The following is a 13,408-nucleotide window of genomic DNA, read 5'->3' on the forward strand; positions in this document are numbered from 1 at the left end:
CTACAAAAATTATTTTACCATAAATTTCTATACTCAACAACTTACGTAACCATTTACACTATTAAATTATTTCAAACATTTTCATTCCTATTAGAATTATTGCACTATCCGCTAATATGTGAAGAATCCAAGAATTTATAAAGTTTTTAGATTTTGTATCTAACCAATTAAAAACAATTCCCACTGAAATCAATCCAAATAAAGCAAGAATCATTACAGGCAAATCAAACCATGTTCGAAAAATCGCTAAATGATACAAGGCAAAAGCTAATGCTGAAAAAATATAAGCTATTTTAGGGTATCCCATCTCATATAAATTCAAAAACACATACCCTCTAAAGAAGAATTCTTCTAGGAATGAATTTCCGAAGGTAATATAAGCACCTACTAAAATAAAGTTAGCTGGTGTAATTTTAGATTTTGTTTGCATTTCATAAGATATTGCAGCTATATCAATGTAACTTCTTAAAATAAAGTATGCTAATAATACTATGACAAATGCTAGAACACCAAAAATCATACCTAAACTAAAATGCTTTTTTGTTGTCCCTGACAAATTTAAAGCTTTTTTTATTGATTGCTTTTTATAAAATCTAAAATAAATATAAGGTACTAAAGTGAATAATATTATTTTTGTTATAGTTTTTACTATGTAACTAGCACCTATATTTTGTTCAATAAAAAATAAGAATAAACAACTCAAAATAGTAGAAATAATCACAAAATATTTTTTCATAATTGTAACTTCCTTTCATAGAAATATATTTTACTAATTTTCTTTTATATTACCATATTTTAAATATTTATTGCATAAAAAAAGTACCGAAAAATTCGATACTTAATGTTTGTTTATTTTATAAAAGCTTCAGTTGGATATTCTAGTTTCCACTCTTCTCTTAAGCTATCCATAATCTTCATAACTTTAAGAGTATCGTTCCATGTTCTTTTGCTACTTTCTATTTTTCCATCTTTTAAACAGCTCATAACTTCTTGTGCTTCATATTCATATCCATTAACGTTATGTGGAAGATTGATTTCCTTAATTTTTTCATTACCCTTATAGATTTCAGCTTTTTCAGCATACCAAAAATTAGGTATATATATTTTTCCTTTTGTTCCTATTATCCATGAATCTTTTGATCCATCAGTAATAAGGCCAAAGGTTAAAGATGCCATTTCACCATTTTCATAACTTAATAAAGCGCTATCTTGCTCATCTACATTTGTTTCACCAATATAAGCTGAGCTTTTGATATTAGTTACATCTCCATTAATAAACATAGATGAATATGATATTGGGTATATTCCAACATCTAAAAGTGCTCCTCCTGCTAACTTAGCATTAAACAATCTTTGCTCAGGTTTATAAGGAGCATTAAAACTAAAATCTGTACGCATCATTTTAATATCTCCAATGGTTCCTTCTTTAATAATTTCTATTATTTTTTCTGTAATAGGTAAAAATCTAGTCCACATAGCTTCCATAAAAAATACATTTTCTTGTTTTGCACAAGCTAATATTTCTTCTAGCTCTTCAGTGTTCATGGCTACAGATTTTTCACATAATACAGCTTTACCCGCTTTTAAACATTCTATAGAGTATTTTTTATGAAAATTATGCGGGGTAGCTATATATATAACTTCCACTTGCTCATCATTAATAAGTTCTTCATAACTTCCATAACATTTTTCAATATCATATTTCTCTCCAAATTCTTTTGCTCTTTCCTCAGACCTTGATGCTACTGCATAAATTTCTGCATCTTCAAGAGATTTAAGCCCTTTAACAAATGAATGAGAAATACCACCTGGTGCTAAAATACCCCATTTTATTTTCATAATAATACCTCCGTCTTTATATTATTTTAAACAAATATGATTTTTTCTTTCTTTAATGTATATTTCTTTTCCTTTAAATATCAAAGCCAATTCTTTTATATTGCTTATTCCTTTACTTTTTAAAGTAGTAGTATATTTTTTGTCTGAAATTTGCTTTAAAGCTATATCAGCTGTTTCTTCTAATGTTTCCTCATCATCAGGATCTAATTTCTTAAATTCTATAACAATTCCTAGCTTAGAAACATCTTCCGGTATCAGCATTACATCATACCTACCATAGCCACTCTCTCTATTTGATAAAACTTCATGGGTATCATTTAAGGATATTAACATGCCTAGTACAAAGGCATGATAAACCTTTTCTCCTTCGTATCCACCAACATCAAAGTAGCTTATACTTTTTAAAACAAATAACTTTAATAGCTTCCCGAAAGTTTTAATATCCCCAATTATAAGGCTGTTTATCATGATATCATAATTATTTTTTGTGATTGTATCTAAAAACCAATTTTCTACTATATTTTTATAAAGACTTCTAACTTCTTTGTTAGGAATACTTAAATCATAGAATATATATTCTTCTTTTCTATAAGCTTCTTTTGCCTTAAGATAGCCTGTGAATAATAAAAAACTCCATAAATTATTACTTGATTTTTCAATGTCGCCCATGACTATGTTTTCATCAATTGTTTTGGATATACTATTGCCTGAGATTAATTCTTCTAAATCACCTTTAACATCTGCTGTACTCTTGGATAATATAATTTTAACTAAATCGTTTGAACTAGAATTAACCCAATAAGGCCTTAACCCATTTTTAGGATTTGATATATAATTTAATATAGACCATGGATTATATATTATTGTGTCTCCAAAAAAGTATCCATTATACCATTCTTTAATGTTTATTAATTCTTCTTTGATATTGTACTGCATAGCTAACTTTTCAATTTCATTTTCTGTAAAACCAAATTTATCACTTAGGTTATATGTTAATATACTCTGAACTTTAAGATTATTTAATCCTGAAAAAATTGATTCCCTAGCTACTCTAAGTATCCCTGTAATCATTCCCTTTTGTAAGGAATTATTATCTTTAAATGCTCCACTAAGTAAGTTTCTCATAAATTCTATAGCTTCAGTATAATAATTATTCAAGTATGCTGCTTGAATAGGCACATCATATTCATCCACTAAAATTATCACTCTTTGCTCAAAATAATTATAAATATATTGAGATAAATTTTTAAGAGCATTTCCTAATTCAATTACTGTGGCTTTTTTATTAATAACAGAATTGTAATATTCCTTATCTATACTATGAATCTTAGTGTTATTTAAGCAGTATTCATGTTCAATGAAGAGTTTACTAAATACACTACTTAAACCTTCTTTTAAATATTCGAAAGTACTGTGTTTTTCATCTTTAAAACTCAGATATATAACAGGATATTTACCTTGAAGTTCCATAATATTTTTATGATTTTCTATATTAAGCCCTTTAAAAAGGTAACCATTATCTTCACTACTGTTTTCAAAAAAGTATTTAATCATACTCATATTAAGAGTTTTACCGAATCTTCTTGGTCTTGGTACTAAAACAGTTTCTCCATCACTTTCCCAAAACTCCTTTATTAGTAAAGACTTATCAATAAATAGATAATCTTCGTCTTTAAGCTTCTTAAAGTCACTTATTCCTATTGGTATTTTCTTCAACCATACCACCTACCTTTTAAAACAATTTATAAACCTTATTATAATTATACCCAATTACTATAAGTTAAACAACGTATCCTTTTTTCTTGAACATCAATTTTTTTCTATATTGACTATGTTAGTAAATATTGATTAGAAAAAAATACTACTTTAAAAGTAGTATTTTATAAAATAATTTATAGTAAATTTTTATAAATATCATAATCAACATCTTTAAAAACATTAAAAATAATACGGTCAAAATTTTCACCATTCTGCTTCATAAATCCCTTAACAGCTTCAAAAGCTATTTTTGCTGCTTCTTCATTAGGGAATCTAAATTCACCTGTGGAGATACAACAAAAGGCAATTGACTTAATTCCCTTTTCTAAAGCTAGTGTTAAACATGATTTATAACAATTCTTTAAATGTTGTCTTAGCGAATCATTTAATTTGTTCCCTACAATAGGACCTACAGTATGCAATACATATTCACTTGGAAGATTAAAAGCTTTTGTTAACATTGCAGAGCCAGTTGATTCAACATAATCTCCATTATATACTCTCTTTTGCTGCATGTATTCATTACAGACTTCTCTTAATTGAACACCTGCTACTGAGTGAATTGCATTATCTATACATTTATGACATGGGATAAAACACCCTAACATTTGCGAATTTGCTGCATTTACAATTGCTCCAACCTGTAGCCTTGTAATATCTCCTTGCCATATTGAAATTTTACTGGCAAATTCATTTTTAGAGTTAAATTCTTCTTTAATAGTTTTAATATCATTTAATTTAACTACTCCTTTATTTATTACCTCGTCCCTTAAAAAATCATTTTGTACATCTAGAAACTCTTTAGAAATTGATTTTGGTAATCTTGCGTTCATTAAAGAACGTAATAAAACTCTTTTATCCTCAAATTTATTTATGTCAATATTTTGATACTGTTTAGATTCAGAAATCAAAGTATTTATTAAAAAATCTAATTTTTCATCATATTTCATTTTATTTATTCCTTTCCCCTTATTCCTATCTCTAAACTAAAGTATTTTATTTATAGCTAATTTAATATCATCATCCACACAAATTGATTTATCTTTAATTTCATTTGGAGCATAAGCTTGCCCTTTATTAATAGTAACATAGGTAGCATTGGGCCATGAATTTGTCATTTGCCAAAATGGATATTTTATTATTGAAGGTGTATTCATACCTACCCCTAATTCAATAAAAACAACCTTATCTTTTTTATGTTTGGATACAAAGTTTTCATAATTTTCAAAAGCCACATTCCAATTTTCATCTTGAATAAAATAATTATCTTTACGAAGATTTACTTCCATGTCTCCACCACAAACAGGACATTTAGGAATTAACTCTGAAGGTATTTTAAAATCTTTTTGCTTTTCAATCATCTCATAAACAATATCTTCATTATCATATAATTTATAATGACAAGCCTTAGCACATTGTAATAACCCATAATCACCTTGAGTGGCAAAAATTCTATTAGAATCAAACCCTGACCTATAAAATAGATGGTCTCCATTAGTTGTTAAAACAAAATATTCTTTATCCTTTACTATTTCTTTCAAATTTCTATATACACCATTTTCCTTAAACTCATATCTATTAATTGAAATGTGTTTACTCCAATAGGACCATTTTTCTTCCTGCGTTTTAAAAGGATAAAAAGCTGATGAATACATATCTGTCAATCCATATTTATTAATATGTTCTTTAAAATTACTCTCAAATCTTTCGCCACCATATTGTAATCCTGCAGATGTTGAAAGACCTGCACCTGCACCAATTATTACAGCATCAGCATCTTTTATTAACTCTTTTATTCTCTCATAATTATCCCCACCACTAGTTGTGCTATTAACTTTTACATCATTTTCAATTTTTCTATTTCCTCTATTAAACATATTTATTATTTCCAAATCATTTGCCTCCTCCTATAATAATTAGCTTCGCTTAAAGTTAAATTCACTTTTTATGTAATATCGCACATGAGATATTCCTTCGTCCTGTGATGCGACAACGTCGCCAGCACTAATGGCTTGTGAGCATAACTATATATTTTTTTATTGAACTTTTTTCTATAATAACATACAATAACATCATGGTATCTTTTCAAATATACATCTATAAATATACTGGGAGGTTATGTATGGGCACAAACAAAAAAATGCCAGAATGTCCTGTTGAAGCAACACTATTACTCATAGGAAACAAATGGAAAGTATTGATCCTAAGAGATTTAATGAATGAAACTATGCGTTTTAATGAATTAATGCGCTCAGTTACAGGTATAACACAAAAGGTTCTTACTAGTCAGCTTAGAGACATGGAGAAAGATGGTTTATTATCACGAAAAATATATCCTGTCATTCCACCGAAAGTTGAGTATTCACTAACTAACACTGGACGTAGCTTAAAACCTATTTTAGATACATTAGCAACCTGGGGTGAAGAATTTAAACAAAATAACATAGTATAACAAAAATCCATTACAATGAAAGCAATTGTAATGGGTTTTTGTTATTTACTACTACTCATATACTTTCTAATTTTTTTTCCACATTCTTTTCTATATTCTTCATCCATTGGTGTCTTAGCTATAACAGCATTTACTGGACATATACTGTAACAAGAGCCACACTCATCACAACGACTACTATTTATTGAATACTTTTCTCCTGGTATAATTGCATCAAACGTACATGCTTTAAAACAACTATCACAAGCTATACATTTATCTGATTGGATTTTAAATCCTGGTTCTATTTGATTCATACCTCCAAAGGAAAAACGTTCACGCTCTAATTTATGGTCACGATTCTTTTTTGCAAAATCATAATCATACAGTTCTCCTTTATATCTATACAATATAAAAGTTGTCATAGTAGGATACCTTTCAATATCATTAACTAGTGCTAAAAATTTAGAATCATTCTCTGATTTTTTTGTTAATTCTTCAAAGGATAATTCTCTAACATCTCCACTTATTTTAATAAAAAATCCTTCTGGAAAGTCTGGTAGTCCATCTTCATCATGAGTTGCTGCAACACTATCAGCAACTAGTGAGCATGCTGCAACTTTATTTGTTTTCTTTAATTGACAATAAAAAGGCTTAACTTTCATAGTTTGAAAATATAATCCCTCATCATCATAAGTTAAAAAATGTGCTATCCTTGTTTCTGGATATTCTCCATCTATAGTTGTAAATGTATATGCGCTAAGCGCTTCAAATTTTTCAAATATTTTCTTTGTACTTAACATATCTACTCTCCCTATCTATTCATAAATTTTTTTAATTTTTCACTTTCAGGATTATTTAAACAATCCATACTACCAAATTCAATAATTTCGCCTTTATCCATAAATATAAAATAATCAGCAAACTTTTTTAGAAATTCCATTTCATGAGTAACAAATACAAATTCAGTTCCATTATTTTTTAATATCTGAACTGACTCTAAAACTTCTTTTGTAAGAATTGGGTCAAGTGCTGCTGTTGGTTCATCTAAGAATATCAATTCAGGTTTGGTAACGAAAGCTCTTGCTATGGAAGCTCTTTGAGCTTGACCTCCAGATACTTTGTTAGGATTTTGATTTGCTATATCAGTAAGATGAAACTTTGCTAAAACTTCATCACATGTTTTTTCAACATGTTTTTTCAACATTTTTTTTATCCATTTTCTTTATCTTTTCTAATATTAAAAGAATATTATTCTTTATAGACATATGTGGGAAAAGATTATGTTTTTGAAATACATATCCTATTTTGTCCTGATACTCTTTCAAATGATTTTCTACTAATTTCACATCATTCACTTCAATTGTACCTTCATCAATTGTTTCTATTCCAGATAGCTGACGCAAAAGTGTTGATTTACCACAGCCTGACTCCCCAATAATTCCAAGAGAAGTTATATTAGAAATATTTATATTCAGATTTTTTAATATTAATTTATCCTCATATGTTTTGTACACATTGTTTAACTCTATCTTCATACTGAAAATCTCCTTCCAACATATCTAGCAAGTAACGACAGGGGTATTGTAATAATTAAATACATAACCCACATTACTAAATAACCTTCAATAGCAGCATAACTTTTGTTAGAAATAACTGTTATTATATAAGATATTTCTGAAACAGATACTATTTTTAGTAACGCTGAACCTTTAATTATACTAGATAAATTATTTATCATAGATGGAATTAAAGGCTTAATCATTTGAGGAATAATTATATATCTATATTTTTGCCATCCATTAAAGTGATATAAATTCATTACCGTATATTGATCTTCATCAACAACTGCACTAGCGGTTTCATATGCATTAGCAATATAAGGGGTCATGTAACATGTTAATGCCAATATTCCTAATGCTAATTTTTCATTGATTCCTAATCTTACACCTAAAACATAAACAACTAAAAATATCATAACTAATAATGGTGTTCCCATTACTATTTCTTTCATTAAATTTGTGATTGTTCTCAAAAATGCATTTTCACTATTCATAAATACATAAAACATAAAACCTGATACCATACTAATTATTAATGTAAGCACACTTACCCATAAAGTTGTATATAAAGCATTCACTAGTAAATTCATTTCTTTTAATATCAAATCATACCTTAAATTATCAGTTGCCGTAAATAATATAATTCCAAATGCTATAATAACAATAACATATGCTAATATTTTTTGGATCAATTCGCCATTTATACCTGTATCTTTTTTATTAACAATTTTAATGTTTTTCTTATTCTGGTTTATTGACGATGTACTCAAGTCCAAGTGATTTATCTTTGAGGAATTCTCCAACTTCGTCGTTGTATTTACTTGCAAGTTGTTCATATAAACCGCCCTTCTCATATAATGTAGCTATAAATTCATTTGCTTTCTCTAATAATTCAGTATTACCTTTTTTTACTGCAAATGCAGAAGTAAAATACTCTGGAATTCCAGAATAAATTTCTGTAGTTTCTTTGTTTGCAGCATGGTCACCAATAACTGTATTTGCACCAACTAAAACATTATAATTTCCAGATGTTACTTCCATTATTCCAGAAGCAATTTCTGTTATCTCAGTCACATCTACACCATATTTTTGTGGCACACTAACTGAAATTGTTCCTGATAAACCTATTGATTTAATTCCATCTAATTTAAAAAAGTCCTCAACAGACATATCATCTGAAATATTGTTATTCTCGTAAAATTCTTTATTTACTAGGGCTAAAGTTCTCCCATAACGATATCCCTCTGAAAAATCCACCTTTTGTTTTCTTTCATCATTTACTGTCATATCACTAATCACTATATCTGATTCCCCTGTTTCTAAAGAAGGAATTAACATTGAAAAATCTGTATTTACTATTTCAACTTCTTGTCCCATATATTCTCCAAGTGCATAAGCTAAATCTACCTCTAAACCCGCTGGATCTCCTTTATCATCTACATACATAAATGGAGGATATTTTAAATCTATAGCTACCTTTAATATTTGATCATCACTTTTAGCAGATGATAAATCACATCCTGTTAAGATCCCCGTTATCAATACCCCTGTTAATATTATTGATGCTATTTTTTTCATATTATTTATCTCCTATCTTTATCAATTTAATTTCAAGTGGCCTCTCCTGTTTATAATTACATATTACTACATGTCCATATCTGTTTAAAGAACGCACTTCAAAGTGGTATAGGCACCAGTTGGTATTATAGTATCTTTTAGATACTATATGCATAAGTATTTTTATAGATAAAAAAAATAGCTTTTCAGCTATTCTTCCTTTAAATCTAAATCTGCAATATTAAATTTTTGATTGTAATTTACACCCCAAGATCCCAATTGATTTAAAATAGGTGTTAATGTTTCCCCCATACTAGTTAAAGAATATTCTACCTTAGGTGGCACTTCTCTATATACTTCCCTATGAATAAGTTGATCAGATTCAAGTTCTCTTAATTGTCTAGTTAACATTCGCTCATTAATATTAGGAATTTCTTTTTTTAGCTCACCATATCGAATAACACCATTTTTACCAATATAAAAAAGTATAACTGGCTTCCACTTACCACCAATAATATCTAATGTTAATTCAACATGGCAATGATAATTACGTTTTTCCAAATTATCCTTCATTGTGTCCTCCTTAAATCGTTAAATTCTAATTTCTCTTCTTTGATAAACTAAATCTACCATCATATTGTTTTATAGTATATATAGTAATTATCTAAATTATATACTTCAACAATACATATTACAAGTACTGATATTTTTATATGATAGGTTTAAAAAGTAAAGTAATGCTACGAATAAAAAGCTCAAAACCTATTTAAAAAAGGTTTTGAGCTTTTTATTCTTATTCCCACTCTATAGTTGCAGGTGGCTTAGATGTTACATCATACACAATTCTATTTACGCCTTTAACTTCATTTACTATTCTTCTAGACACTGTATCTAGTACTTCATAAGGTATTCTAGCCCAATCAACAGTCATTGCATCTGAAGATGTAACAGCTCTTAAAGCTATAGTATGGCAGTATGTTCTTTCATCTCCCATAACTCCAACAGATTGTATATTTGGTAGACAAGCAAAGTATTGCCATATTGATTCATCAAGTCCTGCATTTGCAATTTCTTCTCTATATATTGCATCTGCTTCTCTTGTGATGAATAATTTTTCATCAGTAATCTCTCCAAGAACTCTAATTGCAAGTCCTGGACCTGGAAATGGCTGTCTCCATACTAATTTATGAGGAATACCTAATTCTTCACCAACTGCTCTAACTTCATCTTTAAATAATTCTCTTAAAGGTTCAATTAGCTCAAAATGCATATCTTCAGGCAATCCACCAACATTATGGTGACTTTTAATAGTTGCAGATGTATCGGTTCCACTTTCAACAACATCTGGATAGATAGTTCCTTGAACTAAGAAGTCTAGCTGTCCAAGCTTATTTGATTCTTCTTCAAATACTCTTATAAATTCTTCACCAATGATTTTTCTTTTAGTTTCTGGGTCACTAACACCTTTTAATTTTCCTAAGAATCTATCTTCAGCGTTAACTCTAATTAAATTCATATCAAATTGTTTTTTAAATATAGTTTCAACTTGGTCTCCCTCATCTTTTCTTAAAAGACCATGGTCAACAAATACACAAGTCAAGTTCTTACCAATAGCTTTGTGTACCATTACCGCTGCAACTGAAGAGTCAACTCCACCTGATAAAGCACATAAAACTTTTTTATCTCCAACTAAAGCTTTGATCTCAGCTATTTTATTTTCTGCAAAAGTCGCCATTGACCAATCGCCTTTTACTTTACAAATATCAAAAAGGAAATTACCTAACATCTTTTGACCGAATAAAGTATGCTCAACTTCTGGGTGGAATTGAACTCCATAAATTCTTTTTTCAGTATTTTCCATAGCTGCTACCGGACATTGATCCGTACTAGCAATAACTTTAAATCCTGCTGGAACTTCTGCTACATAGTCTGTATGACTCATCCAAGATTGGTCTTTTGCATTTAAGCCTTTTAGTAATTGAGAAGAAGTATCTAACTCTACATCTTTCTTTCCATATTCTCTAATATCAGGGCTTTTAACAACTCCGCCTAACATATGAGCTGCTAATTGATGACCATAACAAATACCTAAAACAGGTACTCCTAATTCGAAAACCTCTTTATCTACTTTTGGAGTTTTTTCTCCGTAAACACTGCTAGGTCCTCCTGTAAATATAATACCTTTAGGATTTTTCGCTTTAATTTTTTCTACTGTATAAGTATAAGGTATAATCTCACAATATACACCATGTTCCCTTACTCTTCTCGCTATAAGTTGGTTATATTGCCCACCAAAATCAATTACCAAAACCAATTCGTTTTCCATGTTTTCCTCCTGTGTTGATTATTTTACCATATAAAATAAATACACTTTTATTATACTATACTATAGTATATTTATAAAAATGACTATTCAAACTTTTAAGCATTTACACTATAATTCGGTGCTTCCTTTGTAATTGATATATCATGAGGATGACTTTCTCTTAATCCAGATGCAGTTTGCGTTACAAAAGTTGCAGTGTTAAATAAATCTTCTAAAGTTCTTGAACCTAAGTATCCCATACCTGAACGAATTCCACCAACTAATTGAAACAATGTATCTTGTACTGGCCCTTTAAATGGTATTCTTCCTTCTACTCCTTCTGGCACTAATTTCTTTTCATCTTCTTGGAAATATCTATCTTTACTTCCCTCTGCCATTGCAGCTAAAGATCCCATTCCTCTGTATACTTTATAACTTCTTCCTTGATAAATTTCAACTTCTCCTGGAGCTTCTGCACAACCTGCTAAAAGTGAACCCATCATTACAACTTTTGCTCCTGCTGCTAGCGCTTTAACTACATCTCCTGAATATTTAATTCCACCATCTGCGATTACAGGAATACCATGTTGATTTGCTTCTTCTACGCAATCCATAACTGCTGTCAATTGTGGAACACCTACTCCAGCAACAACTCTTGTTGTGCAAATAGATCCTGGACCAATACCTACTTTTATGCAATCTGCACCCGCTTCTATTAAATCTTTTGTAGCTTCTGCTGTTGCAATATTTCCTGCAATAATTTGCAAATCAGGATAAACTGACTTAACTTTTTTTACAGCTTCTATAACTCCTCTTGAATGCCCATGGGCTGTATCAATAGTTATAACATCTACATTAACCTTAACTAAAGCATCTACTCTGTCCATCATATCAACAGTTACTCCTACAGCTGCTCCACATAACAATCTTCCTTGAGAGTCTTTTGCCGCATTAGGAAATAATCTTACTTTTTCAATATCTTTTATTGTTATTAATCCTTTAAGATTATTATCTTTATCCACTAAAGGTAGTTTTTCAATTTTATGTTTTTTCAATAATTCTTTTGCTTCATCTAAAGTAGTGTTTTCTTCAGCCGTAACTAAATTTTCTTTTGTCATTAAATTATCTATTTTTTGAGAAAAATCTGTTTCAAATAAAATATCTCTGTTTGTTATTATTCCAACTAATTTACCTTCTACACATATTGGAACGCCTGAGATTCTATATTTAGCCATTAATCCATTAGCTTCTTCTATAGTGTTGTCTGGTGAAAGAAAGAAAGGATTTGTAATAACTCCATTTTCTTGTCTTTTAACTCTATCTACTTCGCTTGCTTGTCTCTCAATACTCATATTCTTGTGAATAACTCCAATTCCACCTTCACGAGCCATTTCTATTGCCATTTTTGCTTCAGTTACTGTATCCATACTTGCACTTATTAAAGGTATGTTTAAAGTTATTTTTTTAGTTAAATTAGTTTTTAAAGTTACCTCTTTAGGTAATACCTCTGATTTGTTAGGTACCAAAAGAACATCATCAAATGTATAAGCTTGTTTCAATATAATTGCCATTAAACTTCCTCCTCAAATTTATCGTTTTATTTTAGAAATTCATTTTTACGTTCTGTATGATTTTTTCAAATGTCAAAAATACAAATATAGATTTTGATAACAAAAAAAAGCATTGTTCACTAAAGATAAGTAAGTGAAATCAATGCATTTATATGCATAAAAATCACTTATAGTCGAGATTTTACGGTTCTCGGTAGATACTCCTCGCCTTATTCAAGGGATATACAAGTGAAAAACTTTAATTAAATTAATTATTTTATATTCTATTTTATTATGACAGTTTTGTCAATGGAAATAATGAATATTGCAATAAGATTATCACAATCATTAATTGTTTATGCATGTAATATTTCACCACTTAATATTTATGCAATTTTTATTTCAT

At 29.1% G+C, this 13,408-nt stretch carries 14 protein-coding genes and 1 riboswitch; of the genes, 1 reads left to right on the forward strand and 13 read right to left on the reverse strand.

Translation table 11 applies throughout. The features are described from left to right. Positions 1–61 precede the first annotated feature (61 nt). The 5 genes from BUB83_RS17585 to BUB83_RS17605 all read right to left on the reverse strand — a co-directional run bounded on the left by BUB83_RS17585 (position 62) and on the right by BUB83_RS17605 (position 5,489). Positions 62–736 (reverse strand): CPBP family intramembrane glutamic endopeptidase, encoded by a 675-nt coding sequence (locus BUB83_RS17585; RefSeq protein WP_073340237.1) that lies wholly within the window; start codon positions 734–736, stop codon positions 62–64. Positions 737–849: 113 nt separating this feature from the next. Beyond that, positions 850–1,839, reverse strand: coding sequence for a Gfo/Idh/MocA family protein (locus BUB83_RS17590; RefSeq protein ID WP_084133655.1), 990 nt, complete (start codon positions 1,837–1,839; stop codon positions 850–852). Positions 1,840–1,860: 21 nt separating this feature from the next. Further along, positions 1,861–3,555: an AAA family ATPase gene (locus BUB83_RS17595; RefSeq protein WP_073340243.1), complete on the reverse strand. Its 1,695-nt coding sequence runs from the start codon at positions 3,553–3,555 to the stop codon at positions 1,861–1,863. Positions 3,556–3,731: 176 nt separating this feature from the next. Continuing rightward, positions 3,732–4,547 (reverse strand): protein-ADP-ribose hydrolase, encoded by an 816-nt coding sequence (locus BUB83_RS17600; RefSeq protein WP_073340245.1) that lies wholly within the window; start codon positions 4,545–4,547, stop codon positions 3,732–3,734. A 36-nt stretch (positions 4,548–4,583) separates the two neighbouring features. Next, on the reverse strand, positions 4,584–5,489 hold the full coding sequence (locus tag BUB83_RS17605) for an SIR2 family NAD-dependent protein deacylase (protein ID WP_242950705.1): 906 nt from the start codon (positions 5,487–5,489) through the stop codon (positions 4,584–4,586). Positions 5,490–5,719: 230 nt separating this feature from the next. Between BUB83_RS17605 and BUB83_RS17610 the strand changes: the two genes are divergently transcribed. Beyond that, on the forward strand, positions 5,720–6,049 hold the full coding sequence (locus BUB83_RS17610; RefSeq protein WP_073340248.1) for a winged helix-turn-helix transcriptional regulator: 330 nt from the start codon (positions 5,720–5,722) through the stop codon (positions 6,047–6,049). A 41-nt stretch (positions 6,050–6,090) separates the two neighbouring features. Here the strand turns inward: BUB83_RS17610 and BUB83_RS17615 are convergent, their stop codons facing one another. From BUB83_RS17615 to guaB, 8 genes are all read right to left on the reverse strand, one after another. Then, positions 6,091–6,831 carry a 4Fe-4S binding protein gene (locus BUB83_RS17615; RefSeq protein ID WP_073340250.1) on the reverse strand — a complete coding sequence of 247 codons (741 nt, stop codon included), beginning with the start codon at positions 6,829–6,831 and terminating at the stop codon, positions 6,091–6,093. A gap of 11 nt (positions 6,832–6,842) precedes the next feature. After that, positions 6,843–7,235: an ATP-binding cassette domain-containing protein gene (locus BUB83_RS22800; protein ID WP_084133656.1), complete on the reverse strand. Its 393-nt coding sequence runs from the start codon at positions 7,233–7,235 to the stop codon at positions 6,843–6,845. Then, entirely contained in the window at positions 7,216–7,566 is a 351-nt protein-coding gene (locus BUB83_RS22805; protein ID WP_084133657.1) for an ATP-binding cassette domain-containing protein, read from the reverse strand. The genes BUB83_RS22800 and BUB83_RS22805 overlap by 20 nt, the downstream gene beginning before the upstream one ends. Continuing rightward, on the reverse strand, positions 7,563–8,426 hold the full coding sequence (locus BUB83_RS17625; RefSeq protein WP_143160587.1) for an amino acid ABC transporter permease: 864 nt from the start codon (positions 8,424–8,426) through the stop codon (positions 7,563–7,565). The genes BUB83_RS22805 and BUB83_RS17625 overlap by 4 nt, the downstream gene beginning before the upstream one ends. Further along, the gene (locus BUB83_RS17630; protein ID WP_073340253.1) at positions 8,332–9,168 is read right to left on the reverse strand and encodes an ABC transporter substrate-binding protein; all 837 of its coding nucleotides are present in this window, start codon (positions 9,166–9,168) and stop codon (positions 8,332–8,334) included. Before BUB83_RS17630 ends, BUB83_RS17625 begins: the two co-directional genes overlap by 95 nt. A 189-nt stretch (positions 9,169–9,357) precedes the next feature. After that, positions 9,358–9,720, reverse strand: a complete 363-nt coding sequence (locus tag BUB83_RS17635) for a winged helix-turn-helix transcriptional regulator (RefSeq protein WP_073340256.1) — start codon at positions 9,718–9,720, stop codon at positions 9,358–9,360. A gap of 220 nt (positions 9,721–9,940) precedes the next feature. After that, positions 9,941–11,473 carry a glutamine-hydrolyzing GMP synthase gene (gene guaA, locus BUB83_RS17640; protein WP_073340259.1) on the reverse strand — a complete coding sequence of 511 codons (1,533 nt, stop codon included), beginning with the start codon at positions 11,471–11,473 and terminating at the stop codon, positions 9,941–9,943. A gap of 95 nt (positions 11,474–11,568) precedes the next feature. Then, positions 11,569–13,023 carry an IMP dehydrogenase gene (gene guaB, locus BUB83_RS17645; protein WP_073340261.1) on the reverse strand — a complete coding sequence of 485 codons (1,455 nt, stop codon included), beginning with the start codon at positions 13,021–13,023 and terminating at the stop codon, positions 11,569–11,571. Positions 13,024–13,173: 150 nt separating this feature from the next. After that, positions 13,174–13,271, reverse strand: a riboswitch (purine riboswitch). Positions 13,272–13,408 lie beyond the last annotated feature (137 nt).

This window comes from Clostridium grantii DSM 8605 (genome assembly GCF_900129965.1).
Taxonomy (GTDB): Bacteria; Bacillota; Clostridia; order Clostridiales; family Clostridiaceae; genus Clostridium_AF; species Clostridium_AF grantii.

Bases quoted from the DNA above. Each gene is read 5' to 3' on its own strand.
- BUB83_RS17590 (WP_084133655.1), bottom strand. From the start codon at position 1,839: ATGAAAATAAAATGGGGTATTTTAGCACCAGGTGGTATTTCTCATTCA.
- BUB83_RS17610 (WP_073340248.1), top strand. From the start codon at position 5,720: ATGGGCACAAACAAAAAAATGCCAGAATGTCCTGTTGAAGCAACACTA.
- BUB83_RS22800 (WP_084133656.1), bottom strand. From the start codon at position 7,235: ATGTTGAAAAAACATGTTGAAAAAACATGTGATGAAGTTTTAGCAAAG.
- BUB83_RS17630 (WP_073340253.1), bottom strand. From the start codon at position 9,168: ATGAAAAAAATAGCATCAATAATATTAACAGGGGTATTGATAACGGGG.
- BUB83_RS17585 (WP_073340237.1), bottom strand. From the start codon at position 736: ATGAAAAAATATTTTGTGATTATTTCTACTATTTTGAGTTGTTTATTC.
- BUB83_RS22805 (WP_084133657.1), bottom strand. From the start codon at position 7,566: ATGAAGATAGAGTTAAACAATGTGTACAAAACATATGAGGATAAATTA.
- BUB83_RS17615 (WP_073340250.1), bottom strand. From the start codon at position 6,831: ATGTTAAGTACAAAGAAAATATTTGAAAAATTTGAAGCGCTTAGCGCA.
- BUB83_RS17635 (WP_073340256.1), bottom strand. From the start codon at position 9,720: ATGAAGGATAATTTGGAAAAACGTAATTATCATTGCCATGTTGAATTA.
- BUB83_RS17625 (WP_143160587.1), bottom strand. From the start codon at position 8,426: ATGAACAACTTGCAAGTAAATACAACGACGAAGTTGGAGAATTCCTCA.
- guaB (WP_073340261.1), bottom strand. From the start codon at position 13,023: ATGGCAATTATATTGAAACAAGCTTATACATTTGATGATGTTCTTTTG.
- BUB83_RS17600 (WP_073340245.1), bottom strand. From the start codon at position 4,547: ATGAAATATGATGAAAAATTAGATTTTTTAATAAATACTTTGATTTCT.
- guaA (WP_073340259.1), bottom strand. From the start codon at position 11,473: ATGGAAAACGAATTGGTTTTGGTAATTGATTTTGGTGGGCAATATAAC.